The sequence below is a fragment of the Methylobacterium oryzisoli genome, assembly GCF_046557895.1.
GTDB classification, from domain to species: domain Bacteria; phylum Pseudomonadota; class Alphaproteobacteria; order Rhizobiales; family Beijerinckiaceae; genus Methylobacterium; species Methylobacterium oryzisoli.
In genome coordinates this window covers 1-21,182 of sequence record NZ_JBKIBX010000055.1, presented here as the reverse complement: position 1 = coordinate 21,182, position 21,182 = coordinate 1, and the positions used below count along the sequence as shown (strand labels likewise).

23 protein-coding genes are annotated in these 21,182 nt (G+C 72.2%); 18 read left to right on the top strand and 5 right to left on the bottom strand.

The window, feature by feature from the left end:
• The first annotated feature begins 27 nt into the window (after window positions 1-27).
• From ACKUB9_RS30590 to ACKUB9_RS30555, 8 genes are all read left to right on the top strand, one after another.
• Window positions 28-162 (top strand): hypothetical protein, encoded by a 135-nt coding sequence (locus ACKUB9_RS30590; protein ID WP_407529956.1) that lies wholly within the window; start codon window positions 28-30, stop codon window positions 160-162.
• A gap of 126 nt (window positions 163-288) precedes the next feature.
• Window positions 289-1,296 carry an AAA family ATPase gene (locus ACKUB9_RS30585; protein WP_407529958.1) on the top strand — a complete coding sequence of 336 codons (1,008 nt, stop codon included), beginning with the start codon at window positions 289-291 and terminating at the stop codon, window positions 1,294-1,296.
• 13 nt (window positions 1,297-1,309) lie between these two features.
• A complete protein-coding gene (locus ACKUB9_RS30580) occupies window positions 1,310-2,314 on the top strand; it encodes a DUF58 domain-containing protein (protein WP_407529960.1) in 1,005 nt (334 codons plus the stop codon).
• Window positions 2,311-2,805, top strand: coding sequence for a DUF4381 domain-containing protein (locus ACKUB9_RS30575; protein WP_407529962.1), 495 nt, complete (start codon window positions 2,311-2,313; stop codon window positions 2,803-2,805). The genes ACKUB9_RS30580 and ACKUB9_RS30575 overlap by 4 nt, the downstream gene beginning before the upstream one ends.
• A gap of 2 nt (window positions 2,806-2,807) precedes the next feature.
• Entirely contained in the window at window positions 2,808-3,839 is a 1,032-nt protein-coding gene (locus tag ACKUB9_RS30570; RefSeq protein ID WP_407529964.1) for a VWA domain-containing protein, read from the top strand.
• Window positions 3,836-4,750, top strand: coding sequence for a VWA domain-containing protein (locus ACKUB9_RS30565; RefSeq protein ID WP_407529966.1), 915 nt, complete (start codon window positions 3,836-3,838; stop codon window positions 4,748-4,750). Before ACKUB9_RS30570 ends, ACKUB9_RS30565 begins: the two co-directional genes overlap by 4 nt.
• Complete coding sequence (locus ACKUB9_RS30560) at window positions 4,747-5,412, top strand: tetratricopeptide repeat protein (protein ID WP_407529967.1); 666 nt, start codon at window positions 4,747-4,749, stop codon at window positions 5,410-5,412. The genes ACKUB9_RS30565 and ACKUB9_RS30560 overlap by 4 nt, the downstream gene beginning before the upstream one ends.
• A complete protein-coding gene (locus ACKUB9_RS30555; RefSeq protein ID WP_410825986.1) occupies window positions 5,409-6,704 on the top strand; it encodes a hypothetical protein in 1,296 nt (431 codons plus the stop codon). The genes ACKUB9_RS30560 and ACKUB9_RS30555 overlap by 4 nt, the downstream gene beginning before the upstream one ends.
• Here ACKUB9_RS30555 and ACKUB9_RS30550 read toward each other — a convergent pair.
• The 5 genes from ACKUB9_RS30550 to ACKUB9_RS30530 form a co-directional block, all read right to left on the bottom strand.
• Window positions 6,686-7,621 (bottom strand): HlyD family secretion protein, encoded by a 936-nt coding sequence (locus tag ACKUB9_RS30550; protein ID WP_407529971.1) that lies wholly within the window; start codon window positions 7,619-7,621, stop codon window positions 6,686-6,688. The two genes, ACKUB9_RS30555 and ACKUB9_RS30550, sit on opposite strands and share 19 nt — an antisense overlap.
• Window positions 7,618-7,863, bottom strand: a complete 246-nt coding sequence (locus tag ACKUB9_RS30545) for a DUF3302 domain-containing protein (RefSeq protein ID WP_407529972.1) — start codon at window positions 7,861-7,863, stop codon at window positions 7,618-7,620. The genes ACKUB9_RS30550 and ACKUB9_RS30545 overlap by 4 nt, the downstream gene beginning before the upstream one ends.
• 108 nt (window positions 7,864-7,971) lie before the next feature.
• On the bottom strand, window positions 7,972-8,796 hold the full coding sequence (locus ACKUB9_RS30540; RefSeq protein WP_407529974.1) for a hypothetical protein: 825 nt from the start codon (window positions 8,794-8,796) through the stop codon (window positions 7,972-7,974).
• Window positions 8,797-8,897: 101 nt separating this feature from the next.
• The gene (locus ACKUB9_RS30535; RefSeq protein WP_407529976.1) at window positions 8,898-9,143 is read right to left on the bottom strand and encodes a hypothetical protein; all 246 of its coding nucleotides are present in this window, start codon (window positions 9,141-9,143) and stop codon (window positions 8,898-8,900) included.
• A 270-nt stretch (window positions 9,144-9,413) separates the two neighbouring features.
• Entirely contained in the window at window positions 9,414-10,247 is an 834-nt protein-coding gene (locus tag ACKUB9_RS30530; RefSeq protein ID WP_407529977.1) for a 3-hydroxybutyrate dehydrogenase, read from the bottom strand.
• Window positions 10,248-10,404: 157 nt separating this feature from the next.
• Between ACKUB9_RS30530 and ACKUB9_RS30525 the strand changes: the two genes are divergently transcribed.
• The 10 genes from ACKUB9_RS30525 (at window position 10,405) to ACKUB9_RS30480 (ending at window position 20,897) form a co-directional block, all read left to right on the top strand.
• Window positions 10,405-11,334, top strand: coding sequence for a LysR family transcriptional regulator (locus ACKUB9_RS30525; protein ID WP_407529978.1), 930 nt, complete (start codon window positions 10,405-10,407; stop codon window positions 11,332-11,334).
• Window positions 11,335-11,654: 320 nt separating this feature from the next.
• Entirely contained in the window at window positions 11,655-12,143 is a 489-nt protein-coding gene (locus ACKUB9_RS30520; protein ID WP_407529980.1) for a cupin domain-containing protein, read from the top strand.
• A 25-nt stretch (window positions 12,144-12,168) separates the two neighbouring features.
• A complete protein-coding gene (locus tag ACKUB9_RS30515; protein ID WP_407529982.1) occupies window positions 12,169-13,395 on the top strand; it encodes an MFS transporter in 1,227 nt (408 codons plus the stop codon).
• Between the two features lie 65 nt (window positions 13,396-13,460).
• Window positions 13,461-14,639, top strand: a complete 1,179-nt coding sequence (locus tag ACKUB9_RS30510) for a patatin-like phospholipase family protein (protein WP_407529991.1) — start codon at window positions 13,461-13,463, stop codon at window positions 14,637-14,639.
• A 7-nt stretch (window positions 14,640-14,646) separates the two neighbouring features.
• The gene (locus tag ACKUB9_RS30505; RefSeq protein WP_407529984.1) at window positions 14,647-15,237 is read left to right on the top strand and encodes an RNA polymerase sigma factor; all 591 of its coding nucleotides are present in this window, start codon (window positions 14,647-14,649) and stop codon (window positions 15,235-15,237) included.
• A gap of 97 nt (window positions 15,238-15,334) precedes the next feature.
• On the top strand, window positions 15,335-17,551 hold the full coding sequence (locus tag ACKUB9_RS30500) for a hypothetical protein (protein ID WP_407529985.1): 2,217 nt from the start codon (window positions 15,335-15,337) through the stop codon (window positions 17,549-17,551).
• Window positions 17,552-18,053: 502 nt separating this feature from the next.
• A complete protein-coding gene (locus ACKUB9_RS30495) occupies window positions 18,054-18,788 on the top strand; it encodes a substrate-binding domain-containing protein (protein WP_410824757.1) in 735 nt (244 codons plus the stop codon).
• On the top strand, window positions 18,785-19,450 hold the full coding sequence (locus ACKUB9_RS30490) for a cytochrome b/b6 domain-containing protein (protein ID WP_407531111.1): 666 nt from the start codon (window positions 18,785-18,787) through the stop codon (window positions 19,448-19,450). The genes ACKUB9_RS30495 and ACKUB9_RS30490 overlap by 4 nt, the downstream gene beginning before the upstream one ends.
• Window positions 19,447-20,172 carry a molybdopterin-dependent oxidoreductase gene (locus ACKUB9_RS30485; protein ID WP_407531112.1) on the top strand — a complete coding sequence of 242 codons (726 nt, stop codon included), beginning with the start codon at window positions 19,447-19,449 and terminating at the stop codon, window positions 20,170-20,172. Before ACKUB9_RS30490 ends, ACKUB9_RS30485 begins: the two co-directional genes overlap by 4 nt.
• 29 nt (window positions 20,173-20,201) lie before the next feature.
• Window positions 20,202-20,897 carry a TIGR04282 family arsenosugar biosynthesis glycosyltransferase gene (locus ACKUB9_RS30480; RefSeq protein WP_407531114.1) on the top strand — a complete coding sequence of 232 codons (696 nt, stop codon included), beginning with the start codon at window positions 20,202-20,204 and terminating at the stop codon, window positions 20,895-20,897.
• Window positions 20,898-21,182: the final 285 nt, after the last annotated feature.

Genomic DNA, 21,182 nt, shown 5'->3' with positions numbered 1-21,182 from the left:
CGGCCGAAGGCTTGCTGGAGACGGGCGATGTCCCCGACCGACAGCCGGATCTCCAAGAGGAGGAAGATCAATGCGGTCGTGAAAAGCACCAGCGCGGCGATGAACGGAAACGCGATGATCGGGCTGGTCATCGTCCGCGCGCCGGTCTGGCCCTTCGGCTGACTTCGCGGCCGGCCGCCGGTGCGCAAGGCTGTAACGGTAACAGGGCTGACTTGGGGCTGACTTGGGGCTGACTTGGGGCTGACTTGGGCGCCGGCTGGTCCACACTCGTGCCGGGAGCGCACCGGCATGTTGCAGGACGTTCAGGCACGGGATGCCGGGGGCACCGGATCGGCTGCGCGCGCCGCCATCCTCGACCTGCAGGCCCGCATCAACCAAGACATCATCGGCCAGGAGCGCGTGGTCGAGCGCATCGTCATGGCGCTCCTGGCGGACGGCCACGTGCTCCTCGAGGGCCTGCCCGGCCTCGCCAAGACACGGGCGATCAAGAGCCTGTCCAAGAACCTCGAATCCGACTTCAGCCGCATCCAGTTCACGCCCGATCTCCTGCCATCGGACGTCACCGGCGGCGAGATCCTCCGGGATGACGGCAAGTTCGAGTTCCGCAAGGGTCCTGTCTTCGGGAACCTCGTGCTGGCCGACGAGATCAATCGCGCCCCCGCCAAGGTGCAGTCCGCCCTGCTGGAGGCCATGGAAGAGCGCCACGTGACGGTGGCCGGCACGCGCCACGACCTGCCGCCCCTGTTCATGGTGCTCGCCACCCAGAACCCCATCGAGCAGGAGGGCACCTATCCGCTGCCCGAGGCGCAGATGGATCGGTTCCTGATGCACGTCCGGATCGATTACCCGTCGGATGCCGACGAGGTGCGGGTGCTCCGCCTCGTGCGGTCCGAGCAGGTCCCGGCCGGCGCAGCGGCGTCCAGGCCCCCGGCGATCCCGCAGCAGACCATCTTCGACGCCCGGGCCGAGATCGACCGCGTCATCACCAAGGACGCCGTCGAGGCCTACATGGTCGGCCTCGTCGCCGCCACGCGCCGGCCGGGCGAGTTCGGCGACAAGCTGAAGGCCTGGGTCGCCATCGGCGCGAGCCCGCGCGGCTCGCTCGCGCTCGACCGCTGCGCGCGCGCGACCGCGTGGTTGCGCGGGCGCGACTACGCGACGCCGGAGGACGTTCAGGCCGTGGCACATGACTGCCTGAGGCACCGGGTCTCCCTCAGCTACGAGGCCGGCGCGGACGGCGTGACGGCCGATGGGGTCCTCGACGAGGTGATCAGGCAGGTCGTGGTGGCGGCCTGACGAGAGGCACACGATGGCGCGGATGGTCGAGCGGCGGGGGCGCGGGACGGGCGGGACGCCGTCCACCGCGGCGCGCGCCCACGTCGGCCTCGACGCGCTTCTGCGGCTGAAGCATCGGGCCAAGGGCTTCAGCTTCCTGCCGCGGCAGCCCGTTCACAGCCTGCTCTCGGGCCGGCACGCCTCCCGGCTGCGGGGACGGGGCCTGAACTTCGAGGAGCTGCGCCACTACGTCCCGGGTGACGACACCCGGGCGATCGACTGGCCGGCAACCGCGCGCCTCGGCGCGCCGCAGGTCCGCGTCTACTCGGAGGAGCGCGACCGGCCGGTCCTGCTTCTCGTGGACCAGCGCACCACGATGTTCTTCGGGAGCCGCCGAGCGATGAAGTCGGTCGTGGCCGCCGAGGTCGCAGCCCTGGCGGCCTGGCGGGTCACGTCGCTGGGCGACCGCGTCGGGACGATCGTGTTCGGCGATGCCGACATGACCGAGGTGAGACCGAAGGGACGGGAGATTGGGGCCGTCCGGGTCATCGCCGAGGTCGCACGGCGAAACGGGCTTCTGGGGGCCGGGGCCGCTTCTCCGGGGGCCGATGGGCAACTCAACGAGGCCCTGCGCCGGGCCGCGCGCGTGGCGACGCACGACTGGCTCGTCTGCCTCGTCACCGACGCCGCGGGCGAGGACGCGGAGACCGCGCGCCTCGTCACCGGCCTCACGGCCCACAACGACGTCCTGGCGGTCCATGTCCACGACCCGCTCGAACTGGAGCTGCCGGACGTGGGTTCCGCGGTGTTCAGCTCGGGCGAGGCACAGGTCGAGGTCGATTCCTCCTCCGGACGCTTGCGCTCCCGCTACGCGGACGAGCGCGCGGCGTGGCGGGAGCGCCTGAGCGCGCTCTCGCGCCGGCGAGCCATTCCGGTGCTTCCGGTCTCGACCGCCGAAGACGTCGCGACCCAGTTGCAGGCGTTGATCGGGAGAAGGACCGAGCGGCGTCTCTCGCGCGTCGGAGAAATATCCCCATGAACCCGGATCCCGGCAGCCTGGAGGACCTGCGGGACCTGGCGCTGCCGGCCCCGGTCGCGTTCTGGCCCCCGGCCCCGGGCGCCTGGATCGTGGCGGCGGGGCTTGCGGCCATGCTGGCCCTTCTCCTGCGGGATCTGTGGAGACGGCACCGCGACGATGCCTACCGTCGCGCGGCGCTCGCGGAACTCGACGCCATCGCGGCCTCGCCCCAGCCGGATGCGGATGCCGTCGCACGGGTCTCGGAGGTGATGAAGCGGGCGGCGCTCGTGGCCTTCCCGCGCGAGCAGGTCGCGCCGTTGAGCGGTGCGATATGGGCGGATTTCCTCGCCGGTAGCGGAGGGAAGACCCTCGATGCGCCGGCGATGCACCGTCTGCTGTGCAAGGCCTACGACGCTCACGGCCCTGGGCCCGCCGAGATCCGCACGTTGATCGCGCAGGCCCGGATCTGGGTCGCCCAGCACCGTATCGCCGGCAAGGCAGGGGCGGGCTGACGGTGCTCACCTTCTCCTACCCCTGGCTGGTCCTCATCGCACCCCTGCCGCTCCTGGCGTGGTGGCTCCTGCCGGCGCACGTGACTTCCCGGGCGGGCCTGCGCGTCCCCTTCTTCGCCCGCCTCGTCGCCCTCACGGGCCGGCAGCCTCGCGCGGGCGGGCTGGTGGCCCCGAGAAGCCTTCCGCGCCTCGCGACGCTGGTCGCCTGCTGGCTCCTCGTGCTCGTCGCCCTGATGCGCCCGCAATGGATCGAGGCGCCCCTGCACCGGGACCGGCCGACGCGCGACCTCCTCCTGCTGGTCGATCTCTCCGGGTCGATGGACACCAAGGACTTCACCGACGCGTCGGGCCGAACGGTCGACCGGCTGACGGCGGTGAAGAGCGTCCTCGACGACTTCCTCTCGCGCCGCCGGGGGGACCGCGCCGGGATCGTGGTCTTCGGCGACGCGCCCTTCGCGCTGGTGCCGTTCACCACGGATCTCGACCTCTGCCGCGCGATGCTGCGCGACACTCTCGTCGGCATGGCGGGGCCGCGCACGGCGCTCGGCGACGCCATCGGGCTCGGGATCGGCCTGTTCGACCGGAGCACCGTGAAGGCCAGGACCATCATCGCGCTCACCGACGGCAACGACACGGCCAGCCAGTTGCCGCCGGCCGAGGCCGCCAGCATCGCCAAGGACAAGGGCATCGTCATCCATACGGTCGCCGTGGGGGACCCGTCGACGGTCGGTGAGGACAAGCTCGACGAAACGGCCCTGAAGGACGTGGCCGCCGCGACGGGCGGCGGCTCCTTCCGCGCCCTCGACCGCGATGGGCTCGCCCGCATCTACGACCGTCTCGACGCGATCGAGACCCGTCGGATCGACACGGTCACGTTCCGGCCGAGACGGGACGTCTACTGGGTTCCCCTCGCAGCCGCCCTGTTCGTCTCGCTTCTCGCGCAGGCCGTCCACCTGCTCCTTCGGGGCCGCTCCCCATCGCCCGAAGCGCGATCCGAAACCGGATTGGCCCCGAAACCGGGGATCTCATCATGAGCGCGCTGGCGGCCTTCCATTTCGAGCGTCCGGCGTGGCTCCTGCTGCTGCTGCCGGCGGTGGCGCTCTGGCACTTCGCGCGGCGGCGATCCGATGAGGCCCGGCGCTGGCGGCGCGTGATCGATCCGGACCTCCTCCGGCACCTGCTCGTCGGGCGGGAGCGCCGGCCGTGGGTCTCGCCGAATGCGCTGCTCCTCGCCGTCTGGGTCCTCGCGGCTTTCTCCGTCGCAGGACCGGCGTGGGAGCGCGAGCCGTCGCCCTTCGCGGATGCCAAGCCCCCGGTCATGGTCGTCCTCCGGGTCGCGCCCTCGATGACGACGCCCGATCTGGCCCCGACCCGCCTCGACAGGGCGCGCCAGAAGCTGGCCGACCTGCTCACGCTGCGCGAGGGCGCCTCCACCGGCCTCGTCGCCTATTCGGGCTCCAGCCATCTCGTCCTGCCGCCCACCCCCGACGGCTCCGTCGTCCTGAACCTCGCGCAGGCTCTCTCGCCCGAGATCATGCCGCGGGACGGGGACGACATCGCGGGCGCCGTGGCGCTGGCCGACCGCGTCCTCGCGGGAGGCGGCCACGGTGGGTCGATCCTCGTGATGGCCGACACCACGGCCGACCCGGCCGGCAGCCCGAGCCCGTCCCGGCCCGGTCACCCGGCAACGGTCCTCGCCCTTCTGCCGCCGGACCAGGATCCCGAACGCCTCGCCGGCCTCGCCCGGTCCCTCGACGCGGACCTCGTCGCGACCACGGTGGGTCCGGACGATGTCGAGGCGGCGGCCCGACGGCTCGACCGGACCGGCCGCGCGGCCGACGTGGCGGGCGAAGGGCAGCACTGGAAGGAGGCGGGCTACTGGCTGACGCCTCTCCTCGCCCTCCTCACGCTGCTCTGGTTCCGCAGCGGATGGGTGACGGCATGATCCGCCTCGCCGGCCCCCCGCACCCCTACGCCCTCGTGTCGCTGGCCGTGATCCTGGCGCTCGGGGCGACCGCCTACCGCGTCGGCTCAGGCAATCTTCTGCTCACGCCGGACCAGCGCGGGCGCGTCCTGCTGGAGCGAGGGCGCCTGGGCGAGGCGGCGTCCGCGTTCCGCGATCCGCTGTGGCGCGGCGTGGCCCTGTTTCGGGCAGGCGACTTCAAGGGGGCGTCGCAGGCGTTCGGCGGCATCGACACGGCCGAAGGAGCCTACGACCAGGGCAATGCCCTGGTGATGCTCGGCCGGTACGACGACGCCGTGAGGCGCTACGACCGGGCCTTGGCGCTCCGCCCCGGTTGGGCGGATGCGGCGACCAACCGCGCGATCGCGCGCCTGCGGGCCGAACGCATGCGTCAGGAGGGCGGCGAGACCGGCGACACCGAGTCGAGCCCCGACGAGGTCGTCTACGACAAGGGCAAGAAGGGCGGTGCGGACACCGATGTCCAGGGCGACGGGACGCCGATGTCGGACGAGGCGGTTCGGGCCCTCTGGCTGAAGCGGGTGCAGACGCGGCCGGCCGACTTCCTGAGGGTCAAGTTCGCCCATCAGCTCCAGGCGACGTCCGGCGCCGATCCCGGGGCGGCACCGCAGGGGACCCGGCCATGAGGCGGCTCGGTGTCCTCGCGCTGGCGGTCGCGTGGGCGGGCCTCATCCCGGCACAGGCTGCCGACATCGTGGTCCGAACCATGCTCGACCAGACCGGCGGCATCGTCGTGGGTCAGCCGGTGCACCTTCGCGTCGACGTGCTCTTTCCCGGCAGCATGCCGCGCCCACCTCGGGTCCGGGTGGGGGACGCTCCGGGCGCCCAGGTACTGCGCTTCGAGACGCAGGGTGTCACCCTGAGCGCCGACATCGGCGGCCAGCCCTATGTCGGGCAACAATTCGAGTTCGTGGTGTTCCCGCGCCGGCAAGGTTCGATCGACATCCCTCCCGCCGAGGTCACGCTGCTCGACGCGGCCGGCAACGCGGCGGGAACGGCGCGGGGCGACGCGCAGCGCATCACCGTCACCGCCCCTCCGGGGATCGACGCGTCGGGACCCGTCATCGCCGCGGACGAGGTCGACGCCACCCAGCGGTGGGAGCCCAACCCGGAGCAGGCCCGTCTCAAGCCGGGCGGCGCGTTGGTCCGCATCGTCCGCCGCACCGCCGAGGGCGTCCCCGCCATGGGGATGGCGGACCTCGCCTTCACGGCTCCCGAGGGGGTTCGAATCTACCGCGACCCGCCTCGCTCGGAGGATCGGATGAACCGCGGCGTCGTCACCGGGTCGCGCATCGACAGGGTGACGTACGTCTTCGAGAAGGCGGGGAGCTACGACCTGCCGGCCGTCGTCCAGCCCTGGTGGGACCTGGATGGGGCGCAGGCCAGGATGGTGACGCTGGCCGGCACGCACGTCGCCGTGACCCAGCCGGGGGTCGCGGCGGGACCCCGGTCCGCACCCGCCCGCCTGTGGCCCTACGGCCTTGGCACCGGCATCGTGGTGTGTCTGGTCCTGATATGGTTCGGACGCCGAGGTCGGTCCCGGCGCTGGCAGGAACGGCGGGCCGCGTACCAGGCGTCCGAGGCCGCAGCGCGCGCCGCCCTCTGTCGCGTGGCGCCAGGCGGTGATGCGTCACTGACCTACCGGGCCCTCTCGACCTGGCTCGGCCGGCTCCCGGTCCCGGTTCGGTCGGCGGTACGGGCGGACGCGCGATTCGCCGCGCTCGCGGGCGACCTGGAGCGCAGCCTGTTCGGCGAGGGCGGGGGTTGGTCCGACGACCGAGGGCGCGACCTCCGGCGCGTCGTGAAGGAGGCGTATCGCGCCGCGAGGCAGGCGCCCGAGCGCGCGCCGCCTGCCGCGCTGCCGCCGCTGAACCCGACCGGGTCCGCGGCCGGCGCCGCTCAGAACGGGTTGACGTAGTTCAGGATCGCCGACTGCCGGAGCAGGACCTTTCGGATGACGTGGGCCTGCTGCACGTGGTCGGTGTAGATCGCGGCGGTCCCGGTGCTGCCGGCCGGCAGGCGGCGGGCCACCTCGGCGTCGTCGAGCGTGAGGCGGACCACGAACGGCGCGGACGGGATGTCCGTGGGTGCGATGGCAGAGCCTCCGAACTGCGCCTGCCCGGTCGCTATGGCCTGCAGCACGGCCTCGACCCGCCCGGAATAGACGGTCCCGGGAAACGTCTTGAAGGTGATCTCGACGGGCTGTCCGGGCTCGACGTAGCGCGCGTAGATCTGGGGGATCTCCGCGCCGAGGAGCGCCTCGCTGGTGTCGATGAAGGCCATCACCGGCGACTGCGCGGTGACGCGCGCGCCCTTGCGGAGCGTCAGGTTGGTCACGTAGCCGTCGGCCGGCGCCCGCACCGTGGTCTTGTCGAGGTTCCACTTGGCGCCCTCGAACTGGGCGCGCAACTGGTCGGCTTCGGCCTGCCGCTGCTCGACGTCGAAGGCGCGTCCGGTCCCTCGGCTCTGCAATTGCGACATCTCCGCGAGCCGCGTCTCGGCGAGCTTGAGCTGGGCCGCGATGGCCTCGACCTGCGCGCGGTAGGGGGTCGGGTCGATCCGGAACAGGACCTCGCCTTCCTTCAGGGGCCTGTTCGCGACGACCGGGACGTCGACCACCTCGCCGGCGACCGAAGGGACGATCTGGACCGAGTTGCGGATGACCGCCGCCGGCCCGGAGGGCGCTCCCCACCCCATCGGGATGAACAGCCCGACGAGCAGCGCGATCAGAACCAGTGCGGGCGACAGTTTCCAGAAGAGGTTGAACGGGATGAAGCGGAGCCAGACGAACAGGGCCAGGACGGCGATGTAGCTGTTGAGCAGGACGACGATCATCGGTCCGCGTCCCGCCTTGCCGGGGCATCGACGTAGGCCCAGACCAGGATCAGCGGCCAGAAGACGACGCCGAAAACCAGGGTGGCCCAGCTGCCGACGGTCACGGCCTGCGCCCAAGGGTGCCCGCGCCGGCGCGCGATGCGCCCGGGCATGACCCCGAGCGCGACGATCGTCGCGACGATCGTCGCGAAGACGACCAGCAGGACGATCCAGGCGAAGATGTCGATGAGAGGCAAGGCCATCGTGCGTGACGGTCGCACGCGCGCGGATGCGCCTGAAGCCTGTAACCGTAACGGCGGTTCGGCCCGAAGCCGTGAGGGCCGGGCGCAGCCCCGCCCCGCACGCGACGGTCAGGCCAGGGCGTCCGCCACACCTCGCGCCACGGTGTCGGCGAGGGCATCGATGCGGGCTCCCGCGGGGACGAGGTCTTCCACTCCGTCGACGGCATCGGAGGCCTTGACCTCGCCGCTGCGCAGGTCGCCGAGCGACCACGAGTAGCGGTAGCCTTCCGCGATCTCGTGCACGGCGACGTCGAGGGCATAGAGCGCGGCGGGCAGGGAGAGCAGGTCCTTGAGGATGGGCGCGGCCGCCCTGCGCTCCGGGGGTGGGGTCACGAAGACGCGAAACCCCCGGCCGGAGACGGCCTTGACGATGGCCTGGAGGTACATCTCGCCCCTCGCCACCCCGCACCGGTCACGCCGATCGCTCCGGTGCGTGACCACCACGGCCACTTGGGCCCGGCCGGTCGGGACATCCTGCGCGTCGGCGGCCGGGAGCCGGCAGCCGGACGGATCGCCCGAGGGGGTCCTCGGCGGCCGGGCTGCCTCGCAGACCGGAATGTACGACCCTGGCCGCAGGACGAGCTGCACCGGATCGTGAGCGCCCGGACCCGCATAATAGGCGGCGAGGGCCGACCTGATCCGCGTCGCCTCGATCCGGACGATGGGATCCTTGTCGGGGTCGAAATCCGGACCGCGGCCGAAGACGTCCACACCGATGGTGTAGGCTTTGACGCGCTCACCACGCCCGGCCAGCGCCTCTTCGACGACGAACGAGAGGAAGCGGCGGTTGCGCCCGGACAGCCGCAAACCCGTAGCAGCTACAAGTTCGCGAAACACCCGTTCGAGCTCCGCTGAAGGCTCGTTCGAGTTGGCCGACGCATAATCAGCATCCATCGAAGCCTCCGCAGACTGCGATAGAACCAAGGTGGATCGTGCCCATTGACCGCGGCCAGGCGACCTCTCATGGCCTGAAAGGCTGCGCACTGGGTGGTGTTCTACGCCAGGTTGCGAAGAATGTCTTCCTCGATGGCATCCGCGAGCTGTCGGTATTCGCTCGCACGCTCGGGCCCGACCGGCTCGGTCGATCGCGCCCAGTAAGCGGCCGCCTCGCAGGCAGCCTCGTAGGCGTCGCACAACTCCCGGATGCTGGCGTCGTCCGCGGCTCTGCCCCGAAGCGCCTCCCGGCGGTCGGGATAACGGAGCAAGAGCCTCGCGAGACCGCGTCTCTCGGAACGCTCCATCGAAGCCTCCGAAAACCAATCGCGCCGGCCGCCTGCGGCCGACGTCCACCATCATGCGCCCTGCGGCCACGCGCTGGGCCTGTTACGGTTACATTCCCAGGGCGGCTGCAGCGCTCGCCGAGGATTTCTGGGAGGCATCTGCCCCCGTCGCTTGCGCAAAGTGACGGCAGGGGGCCTGCCGAAACGGATTCTCGGCGAGGCCCTTGGCCTGAATGCTCTTCAGCTTTTGCCGGACGCCACACCACGCCGTTGTCGGCAGCAGGCCCGCCCTCAGTGAGCCGTCCAGCCGCCGTCGATGCTGATGGCGGCGCCGGTGATGGAGGCCGCGGCCGGGCCGCACAGGAAGGCGATTGTCTCGGCGACCTCCTCCACCGTGGCGAAGCGCTTGGTCGGCTGCTCGGCCAGCAGGACCGTGCGGACCACCTCGTCCTCCGAGATGCCGTGCGCGGCCGCCTGCGCCCGCACCTGCTGCTCCACGAGCGGCGTCAAAACATAGCCGGGGCAGACCGCATTGCAGGTGATGCCGGCCTCGGCCGTTTCGAGGGCGGTGACCTTCGTCAGGCCCACGACGCCGTGCTTGGCCGCCACGTAGGCGCTCTTGAAGGGCGAGCCGATCAGCCCGTGCGCCGAGGCCACGTTGATGATCCGCCCCCAGCCGCGCCGGCGCATGTCGGGCAGGACGCGGCGCGTGGCGTGGAAGACCGCCGACAGGTTGATCGCCAGGATCGCGTCCCATTGCTCCGGCGGGAAATCCTCGATCGGGCCGACGTGCTGGATGCCGGCATTGTTCACCAGGATCTCGACGGGGCCGAAGGCCCGGACCGAGCGGTCGACGAGATCCGTGACGGCGCCGGCCCGCGAGAGGTCGGCATCGTCGTAGCGGACGGGCGTCCGGTGCCTGTCTGTCAGCGCCCGGCAGAGGCGCTCGGCCTCGCCCGCGTCGCACAGGCCGTTGAGCACGATCGCGGCGCCCTGCCCGGCCAGGGTGTCGGCGACCGCGAGCCCGATGCCGCTCGTGGATCCGGTGACGATCGCGACGCGGCCGTCGAGCGGGCGCGCCGGTCCGGTCCGGTCGAGCCCGGCGGACTGAAGAAATCGGACCATGGTCGCCGCCCTGGATTCTGGTTGAGGATCGCCGGAGAGTGGCGGCTCAGGTCGGGCGACCGCCAATGCCCTTGCGTCATCGGGCCGATGCGCATTCGGCATTGGCGACGGCGGAGGCCGCGGGCAAGCAGCAGCGGGGCCGTGGCGGGAGGCGACGATGGAGCTCCACGAGATCCGCTACTTCCTGGCGATCAGCCGGTTCGAAAGCTTCACCAAGGCGGCCGAGCACTGCAACGTGACCCAGCCGGCCCTGACCCGCGCGATCCAGAAGCTGGAGGACGAACTCGGCGGCCGGCTGTTCTCGCGCGAGCGCGGCCATGTCCGCCTGACCGATCTCGGGCGTCTGCTGGAGCCCGAGTTCCGGCAGATGATCGAGCACCGCGAGCGGGCCAAGCGCGCCGCCTCGCGCTTCCTGCGCCTGGAGGGCGCGCAGCTCACGCTCGGGGTGATGTGCACCATCGGCCCGCTGCGCTTCGTCGGCTTCCTGAACCACTTCCGGGTCGCGCATCCGGGCATCGAGCTGACCCTGATCGAGGGCGTGCCGGCGCGCCTGTCCGAGATGCTGCTGGCGGGCGAGATCGACGTGGCCATCATGGCCCGGCCCGACGGCTTCCCCGACCCGCTGCGGGCAAGCCCGCTCTACGAGGAGCGCTTCATGCTCGCCTGCGGGCAGCTGCACGACTTTTCCTGCCGCAACGCGGTGCGCATGCGCGAGATGGGCGGACAGGTCTACCTGCAGCGGATCAACTGCGAGTACCGGGATCACCTCGCCGACCTGCTGCAGGCACAGGGCACCGAGATCCTGCGCTCGCACCGCAGCGAGCGCGAGGACTGGATCCAGAGCATGGTGGTGGCCGGCATGGGGGTGTGCTTCCTGCCCGAGTTCTCCGCCACCCTGCCGGGCATCGCCCTGCTGCCGGTGCTGGACCCGGTCGTCGCCCGGCAGGTCTGCCTCGTTACGGTCGCGGGCCGGCGCTGGTCCCTGCCGCTCGCCGCGCTCGTGGCGGCCCTCAGGCACTACGCGTGGCCTCCGAGCCGCTTCGACCTCAGCGAGGAGCGGCCCGCCGCCCCGCCGCCTCCCGCGTGATACCAACGGTCATTTCCAATGACCGTTGGTTCCGCTCTCGAATTTCCGTCAAGCCCAGGATCCCGGACTTCTGGGCTTGATGTCGAAAATTCGAGATAACTCAACGGCCCTGTCGATCCCGGGCCTGCCCGGGATCGAGATCGATGCGGCAGCATCCTGGGCCGTTGCTATGAGACGGCCCTTTCGCACGATAACCGCAAGGCATCGTCCCGCAGCCCAAACGGCATTTCCGCTGCGGCACCCGGCCAGCGATGCTCCGGCACGTCCCACCCCGGGACGGACCCGACACCAGCAGGACGGCCGCCATGATCCCGTGTCCGATGTTCCGCAGCCTCCTTCCCCGCACGCTGTGCGCGGCGCTGATGATGGCCGGCGCCTCCGCGCTCGGCGCCGGGGCGGCCCGGGCGGGCGCCTGCCCGGCCGACAAGGTCGTTTCCAGCGGCAAGGGGCAGGCGGAGAGCAAGGCGGCGGCGCAGGGCGTGACCGACACCGTCATCGCCGCGACCGACCTCGCCAAGGAGCCGGTGGGCATCCCGGACCGGTGGTTCCGCCTGCGCCGGCTGGTGATCGAGCCCGGCGGCATCGTGCCCTGGCACAGCCACGGCGACCGCCCGGCCCTGATCTACGTCGTCTCCGGGGAGGTGGTGGAGCACGCCAGCACCTGCGCGGTGCCCATCCTCCACAAGGCCGGCGAGGCGACGGCGGAGACCCACGCCACCGCGCACTGGTGGAAGAACACCGGCCGCACCCCCGCGATCCTGCTCTCGGCGGACCTCTTCCCGGTGAAGGGCGACCCCCACGAGATGTGAGCCGGCGGCGGCGAGGAGACCGGTCATGTCCCATCCCGGCGCGCTCGGCCTGAGCGGATCGGCGAAGCGGGCGGGCGCCCCCACGGGCGAGCTCCTGCGCAACCTGATCATCGGCCTGATGGCGTTCCTGACCGTGGTGGACCTGTTCGCCACCCAGGCCATCCTCCCGTCCCTCGCCCGCGCCTACGGGGTGAGCCCGGCCGCCATCGGCATCGCCGTCAACGCGACGACGCTCGGCATGGCGTTCGGCGGCCTCGGCGTCGCCCTGCTGGGGCGGCGCATCGACCGCCGCCGCGGCGTGGTCGTCAGCCTGCTGCTCCTGGCCGTCCCGACCGCGCTGCTCGGGACCTTGCCGGATCTCTGGCTCTTCGCGGCCTTGCGCGTGCTCCAGGGCGTGTGCATGGCGGCGGCCTTCACGCTGACCCTCGCCTATCTGGGCGAGGCGTGCTCCGCCGCGGCGGCGGCGGGAGCCTTCGCGGCCTACGTGACCGGGAACGTGGCGAGCAATTTCGTCGGGCGCCTCGCCGCGGCGGCCCTCGTCGACCATCTCGGGCTCGTCCCGAACTTCGTCGCCTTCTCGCTCCTGAACCTCGCCGGCGCGGGTCTTGCCGCCGTGGTTCTGAACGCGGGAAGGCCCGCGCCGGGCGCACCCGTCGGCGGGCACGCCTGGGCGTCGCCGCTCGCGGTCTGGGCCGGGCACGTCGCGAATCCGACGCTGAGCGCCGCGTTCGGCATCGGCTTCTGCATCCTGTTCGCCTTCCTCGGGACCTTCACCTACGTGAACTTCGTCCTGACCGGATCGCCCTTCCTGGTCGGGCCGATGACCCTGGGCTTCGTCTACGTGGTCTTCGTGCCCGCGCTCGTGACCACGCCGTTCGCCGGTCGGGTGAGCGGCCGGCTCGGATTCCGCCGCGGCCTCGCCGCGTCGCTGCTCGTCGCGGCGCTCGGGCTGCCGCTGCTGATGCTCCCGGCCCTCCCGGCGCTCCTGATCGGCCTCGTGCTGGTCGGGATCGGGACCTTCCTGGCCCAGGCCCTCGCGACGGGCTTGGTCGGCCGGTCCGCGGGGGACGAGCACGCCTCCGCGAGCGGCCTCTACCTCGTGTCCTACTACCTCGGCGGCCTCGTCGGCACGGCCGTGCTGGGGCTGGTGTTCGAACGGCTCGGCTGGACGGCCTGCATGCTCGGGGTGGCGGCCTCGCTCGCCCTCGCGGCGGCGCTGACCACGCGCCTGCGCGAGCCGTCATCGACCTGATGCGCGAGACGGGCCGGACCGCTCATCGGCCGCGCCCGACCGAAGAGGAGAATGCGATGCGCGACATGGTTCGCGAGAGCCCGCTGGCCCCGCCCGCGGCAGCCGAGCCCGAGCCGCTGGCCCGCTCCCTGCGCCGGCAGCACGGCCAGATCGTGCTGGTGCTGCAGGGCGGCGGAGCGCTCGGCGCCTATCAAGTCGGCGTCTACCGGGCGCTGCACGAGGCCGGGATCGAGCCCGACTGGATCATCGGTACGTCCATCGGCGCCATCAACGCCGGCCTGATCGCCGGCAACCCGGTCGAGCGCCGCCTGGAGCGGCTGCATGCGTTCTGGAGCCGCGTCGAGCACGGCCCGTTGCACCGAGCGTTCGCGGCGCTGCCCGGTCTGGGAGCGGCGGCCGCCAACTGGCTGACGCTGGTTCAGGGGATCGGCCCCTTCTTCGCCCCGAACCCCTTCGCCTTCGCGGGGCCGCACGTGCCGCTCGGCGCGGAGGGCGCCGCCTACTACTCGACGCGCCCGCTCGAAGCGACGCTGCGCGACCTCGTCGACCTGCCGATGCTGAACCACGGTTCCTGCCGCCTCACGGTCGGGGCGGCGAACCTGCGCAGCGGGCAGATGCGCTACTTCGACAGCCGCGACGAGGCCCTCGACCTGCGCCACGTCATGGCCTCCGGGGCGCTGCCGCCGGCCTTCCCGCCGGTGCGCATCGACGGGGAGCTGTTCTGGGACGGCGGCATCCTCTCGAACACGCCCGTGGAGGCGGTGTTCGACGACAACCCGCGGCGCGACGGCATCGTCTTCGCGGTCCACATGTGGAACCCCTCCGGCCCCGAGCCCCGGACTCTCTGGGAGGTCGTCAACCGCCAGAAGGACCTCCAGTACGCCAGCCGCGCCCATAGCCACATCGCGCGCCAGAAGCAGATGCACCGGCTCCGTCACGTGATCGCGGAACTCGCCCGCCGCCTGCCCGCGGACGCCGCCGCCGATCCCGGGATCGAGGCGCTGACCGCCTACGGTTGCCTGACCCGGATGCACGTGGTGCGGCTCCTCGCGCCGCGCCTCGACGCGGAGGACCCCTTCCGCGACATCGATTTCAGCCCGCAGGGCATCCGCGCGCGCGCGGAGGCCGGCTACCGGCACACGCAGCGCGTCCTCGCCGAGGCGCCCTGGAGTCGCGCGGTCGACGCCCTCGAAGGCTTCGTGCTGCACGAGGCCGATGCGGGCCATCCCGCCGTGACGCGGTGAGGCGCCGATGACCAGCCTCGGCATCGCGCAGGGGGAGGCCCGCCTCGCGGCCGCCATGACCGCCGCCCAGGGTGGGGATGCCCGCGCCTACGCGACCCTGCTGCGCGACTGCGTGCCGGTGATCGCGGCGGCGGCCCGCGCCCAGGGCGTCCCGGCGGCCGCGCTGGACGACGTCGTGCAGGAGACGCTTTTCACGCTGCACCGGGTGCGGGCCACCTATGATCCGGCCCGTCCGTTCCTGCCCTGGCTGCGCGCCCTCGCGCAGCGGCGGAGCATCGATCACCTGCGCCGGTCCGCCCGCCGGGCCGCGGAGGTGCATGCCCCGGCCAGCGTCGAATGCGCCGCCGATCCGGCGCCGCTGCCCTCCGAGCGTCTTGCCCGACGGGACCGCGACTCCGGTCTCGCCCGGGCCATCGCGGCGCTGCCCCCGGCGCAGAGGCTGGCGGTCGACCTGCTCGTCCTGCGGGAGCGCTCGCTGGCCGAGGCGGCCGCGGATACCGGCCGCAGCAAGGTTTCCCTGAAGGTGAACCTCCACCGCGCCATCGCGGCCCTGCGAACGGTCCTGTCCGGCCGCCCCGGCGCGGAGGAAACCTGCTAAGCTCCAGGCCCGTCCGCTGCCCCGTCCGCCGGAGCGACCGCCGCTCCCGCCGCGGGCGGGGCCGACGTCTCGCAGACACTCGCCGGGGCATGCTCCCGTGACCGTTCGATCGTCGGCAGACCAGCCTTTCTCGGGCACCCCCCGCCGCTCCCGGCTCGCCTGGATCTGGCGCGGCTACCTGCGCGTCCTGCGCTTCGCCCTGGCCGCCCTGGTCACGGTGCTGCTCCTCGTTCTCGGCCTGTTCTTCGTGAACTACGTCGTCCTCTCGACGCCGAAGGCGAGCGCCTACCGGAACCTCGACCCGGCCGATCCCGCATGCCGCGACGGGCTTCGCGACGGCTGGACCGTCCTGGCGCGCACCGGGCGATCGCGACCGGCCGAGGCGTCCGCCGTCGACGACGGTGGCTGGCGCGATCCCAGCAACGACGAGGACGAGGCGGTCGTGGCCGACCCGCGCTGGGGCACGCGCCTGCGCTGCGCCCTGCAGCGCCACGTGGTCCCGGCCGAGCGGCCCGGCGCGAAGCCGCTCGACTACACGCTGGGCTTCCTGGAGTTCCAGGAGGACGGCGAGCCCTACGCCCTCGTGCCCGGCAGCGGCGCGGGCGACGAGGACGACACGCGCGCCATGCTGAGCGCGGCCATGGAGAGCGAGATGCGGGCGAGCGGCGGGCGCGCCGCCGGCCTCCGGCCCGTGATCACGCAGCTCGACGCGCTGATGCGCCATCTCGCGACCGGGTCGCACTACGTCATGGTCTTCGTGCATGGCTGGCGCCACGACGCCCGCATCGGCGACCCGAACGTCGCCGATCTCCGGCTCTACGCGGCGCACGCCGCCCGCTTCCTGCAGCAGCGCTGCCCGGCCGATCCGAAGGCGTGCGAGACCAAGGTCACCGGCATCTATGTCGGCTGGCGCGGCGCGCGGGTGGACGAGCGCGGCCTCAAGCGGCTCTTTGGCGACACCCTCGGCGGCTTCTTCGGCGGCCTCTCGGCCGGGGCCACCCTGTTCGACCGCAAGCCGGTGAGCGAGGCGATCGCGCCCGCGGCGGTCTCGGCCCTGCGCTCCATCGAGTCGGTGCTGGCCGCCCCCCGCCCGGACGGCGCGGAGCGCAGGAACCGCCTGATCGTCGCCGGGCACAGCCTGGGCGGCAACATGCTGGCGACCGGCCTCCGGGACGACGTGCTGAAGGCGGTGCGGCGGCACCGCTTCGGCGCGGTGATGCCGCCGATCCTCGGCAACCTCGTGGTGCTGATCAACCCGGCCTCCGAGGCGAGCAAGTGGACGGGGATCCAGCGCGCGATCTGGGAGCGCATCGCGCTCCACCCCGACGAGCACACCTCCCCGGCCGAGGTCGCCCGCGACACCGGGCTGTTCCCGCCCGAGCAGCGCCCGGTGATGATGTCGGTGACGGCCGCCCTCGCCTTCCCGGCCGGCGGGCTCCGCCCCGGCGACTGCGCCTGGATCGGCCTCGAGATCGACGACGGCTACGGGGCCGCGCGGCGGCGCATCCGCCAGCGGCTCGCGGGCACCGACACGATGTTCGATGCCGGCGTCGATTACGACTGGGCGACGCACGACCTCTTTCCGGCCTTCAAGCTCGATTTCCGCCCGGCCGCCGGCTTCCTCGACCGCCTCGCCGCCCGGTTCGAGGGGCGCCAGCCGCGGGGGATGACCTGCACGCCGCCCCGGCCCGCCGCTCTCCTCGATCGGATGCTCACCCTGCCGCTGCGCGCCCTCGCGGTCCTGGCCGAGACCTTCCCGTTCCAAGTGAGCCTTCGGGAGGAATCGCACACGATCGGCAACCTCGATCCGCCGCGGCCGGCGGCCGGCGTGCTCGCGGACGCGCAGCCCTCGGCGGCCCCCTTCGGCACCACTCACGAACTCCTCGGCCTCAAGGAGGCCGGCGCCGAGCGCCACAACTCCTACGCCACGCTCGCCGACGCGGCGATCGACTGCCCGCGCACGGACGGGTGGCTGACGCGGGCGCGGGCGCGCCGACCGGACCGGCACGGGGCGTTCTGGGACAGCGAGGATCTCGGCACCCCCGACGCGCCCGGCCAGGGCGCCGGGCGGCCGGCCGCGCGCTTCTTGCACGGCCTGCCGCTGACCGGCATCGCGCCGATCACGCTGGCCACCGATCCGTTCTGGAACGTGCGGGCCTTCGACAACGCCCTGTCCCGGCACGACGGCTACCGCCTCTCGTCCTTCATCTGCGCCATGAGCCAGCTCGTGATGGACGACATCACGGAGTCGTCCCCGCGCATGATCGACACGATGGGCGCTCCGGACCGCCAGGGCTTCGACGCGCGGCCCTGAACCGCACGGTCCACGAACGCGGCGCACGGCCGTGCCGTGCGGTGGAACAGGTCAGTTCCAATCCCCCTTTCCCGGACGACTGCAGCGTCAGCGGAAGGAGATCCGGGACCCAGTGCAAGATGTCGCGAAGCGTCCGTCCGTCTGCAACGGGGCAAAAAGCAGAGCCGCTGCGCGGCATGTCCTCGGCTGGTTCCCGGATCTCCTTCCACTTCGTTTCAGTCGTCCGGGAAAGGGGCGATTGTGCGCCTGCTCGACTGCGTTGGCAGCTTGAGGCCATCGCCGATCTCCTTCGAAGGGGTCCGCGAGGTGGGTCTGGCACGAGGCCTCCCGACGCCTCCAACCCCGATGTGCCCTCCCCGCCATCACGCTGTCGTGGACCGTGCCTGATCCCGCTCCGCTGACGGTCCGCGGCTGTGGTCCAGCAGAAAAGGTGCAGGCGAAGTGTAACCGCGCCTCGGCTCCGGCGAACCACCAGTCAGGTCGACCGAAGGACTGCGCCCGCATGACGATCCTGCGCCGACGCCTTCTCCAGAGCCTGCCCCTGCTGTCGCTGGTGGCGGCCAAGCCCCAGAGTTCGGACGGCGGCGTCACGACGACGGATCTCGTCCTCAACTGCGACACGGCCGCGGCGCCGGCCCTCGCGCGCGCCGCCGACAGGTTCCGGGAGAGGACGGGCGTGCAGGTGCGGATCTTCCCCACGAGCCCCGGCCTCCTCCTCCCGCAGCTCACCCGCAAGGTCCAGAACGACCTGTTGTTCACGCAAGGGCCCATCATGGCGGCGGCGGCCGCCGCCGGGCTGATCGCGGGCGAGGCCGCGGGCGCGTGGCGCAACCGCTTCGTGCTCGCCGCCCGAGGCGGGGCGGGCGAGGCCGCCCTGACGGGACGCATCGCGGTGCCCGACCCGACGCCCGCCGCGGACGCGGACGGGCCGGCTCTGATCCGGGCGCTGGGGCTCGGCGAAGACAAGATCCTCGGCGTCCTCGACACCGACGAGGTCGCGTTCCTGCTCGCGCGCGGCGAAGCATCGGCCGGGCTGCTCCATGCCGGCGACCTCGCCTCGCGACCTGGCCTGGAGACGATCCGCCCCGTGCCGGAGTCCGTCGCGCCGCCGGTCGTCTACCGGGTCGCCGTCACGACGCTCGCCCGCCGCCCGAACCCGCGGGCCTTCGTGGACTTCCTGATCTCGCCGGAGGGCGCAGCCGCCCTGACGGCCCACAGCCTGGAGATCGCCGCATGAGCGCGAAGGGCATTCAGACCCACGCTTGGCCGCTGCGGCTCGCGCACTGGACCATGGCGATCGCCATCCTGGTGATGATCGGCAGCGGCTGGCGGATCTACAACGCCGAGCCGATCCTGCCTTTCCGCTTCCCGCTCGCGCTGACGCTCGGCGGCGACGTCGAGGCGGCGCTCGCCCGCCACGGCGATCCGGGCGTGGCGACGGCGATCGCGTGGCACTTTGCCGGGATGTGGCTGCTCGGGGCGGCCTTCGGGCTGTTCCTGCTCCATGGCCTCATCTCCGGGCATTTCCGCCGGGACTACCTGCCCCTCACCCCGCGCGCCTTCCTGCGGGACTTTTCGGACGCCCTGCGCTTCCGCCTGGAGCACCGGCTCGGCGTCTACAACGCGGTGCAGAAGGCCTTCTACTGGTGCGTGATCCTGGCGCTCGTCGTCGTCATTCTCTCCGGGATCGCGATCTGGAAGCCGGTCCAGACCTACCCGCTCGAAACCCTGTTCGGCGGCTTCCAGGGCGCCCGGACCGTGCACTTCCTCGCCATGACGGCGATCGCCGGCTTCCTCGTCATCCATCTCGCCCTCGTGGCGATCGTGCCGAGCACGCTCGTCGCGATGATCACCGGGCGGTCCGGCTCCTCCCCCGCACCCGAAGGAGACGCGCCGTGATCCGCAGAAGACCGGATGTCGACCTCTCGCGCCGCCGGCTCCTCGGGGGCGGCGTGACCCTCGGCGCTCTGACGCTGCTCACCGGCTGCGACGTCAGCGACCACGACGCCGTGCAGGCCGCCCTGCAGAAAGTCTCGGCCTGGAACGACCGGGTCCAGGCGACCCTGTTCGGGCCGGACCGGCTGGCGCCGACCTTCCCCGAATCGATGGCGGTCAAGGATTTCCGCTACAACGCGTGGTACGGGCCCGACCAAGCCCCGGTCCTCGACCCGAAGGATTACCGCCTCCTCCTCGCCGGCCGGATCGCCGACAAGCGGCCCTGGTCCGTCGAAGCGCTGCACGCGCTGCCGCAGGAGACGCAGGTGACTCGGCACATCTGCGTCGAGGGCTGGAGCATGATCGGGAAATGGACCGGCACGCCGCTGCGGCTCTTCTTGGAGCGGATCGGCGCCGATACCACGGCCCGCTACGTCGGCTTCGAGTGCGCGGACGGCTATTACGAGGGGATCGACATGCCGACGGCGCTGCACCCGCAGACGCTGATGGCCTTCCGGCTCCACGACGCGATCCTCCCGCACCGCCACGGCTTCCCGTTCAAGCTGCGCATCCCGACGAAACTCGGGTTCAAGAACCCGAAATTCGTCACCACGCTCTACGTCACCGACAAGGAGCCGCGCGGCTACTGGCCCGACCGCGGCTACAACTGGTTCAGCGGCCTGTGACGGCGCCCGCCCCCTGCGCCATCGGGGTGATGGCGAAAGCCCCCCAGGCCGGCCGCTCGAAGACGCGGCTCTGCCCGCCGCTCAGCCCCGATGAGGCCGCCGCCCTGAGCGCCGCCTTCCTGCGCGATACCACCGTAAACCTGGCCGAGGCCGCGCGGACTGCCCCGATCGCGCCCTACGCCGCCTACGCGCCGCGCGGAACGGAGGACCTGCTGCGCGCGCGCATCGCCGCCGGCACCGGCCTCGTCCTGGCGGACGGCTCGGCACCGGCGCCGGACGGCGTCGAGGGCTTCGGGCGCTGCCTGCTCCACGCCCTCGACGGGCTCCTCGCCCTCGGTCACCCGGCCGCTTGCCTTCTCAGTTCCGACTGCCCGACGCTGCCGACCGCCTTCCTGGTCGAGGCCGCCCGCGTGCTGCTGCAGCCCGGCGACCGGGCCGTGCTCGGCGCCTGCCAGGACGGCGGCTATTACCTGCTCGGGCTGAAGCACCGCCATGCCGCCCTCTTCAGCGACATCGCCTGGAGCACCGACAGTGTGGCGGAGGCGACGTGGGCGCGGGCGCGGAGCATCGGCCTGCCCGTCGTCGAACTGCCGCCCTGGTACGACGTGGACGATGCCGCCTCCCTCGCCCGCCTGCGCGCGGAGCGCGACGGCTACGCCGCTCCGGCCACGCGGGCCGTGCTGGCGCGGCTCGGCGGGGTCGCGGAGGCGGCGCTCACGGCATGACCCGCTCCCCGCCCCAGCCGACCGCCCTCACCACGATCCGCGGGATCCCCTCTCCCGAGTGGGCTTGGGGCTTCGCACGTCCGGTCGTGCACGTTCTCCTCTCCCCGCGTGCGGGGAGAGGGCTCTGCCGACCTTGTCGTCGGCAGAGCGAGGCGGCAGCCGAAGGTGAGGGGGCGCTTCCGGAAGAGCCTCATCCGGCACCGCCCCCTCACCCTCGCGTTTGGCCCTATCGGGCCAACACGGGCTCGCTGCTTGCACGACAAGGTGCAAGCAGCCCTCTCCCCG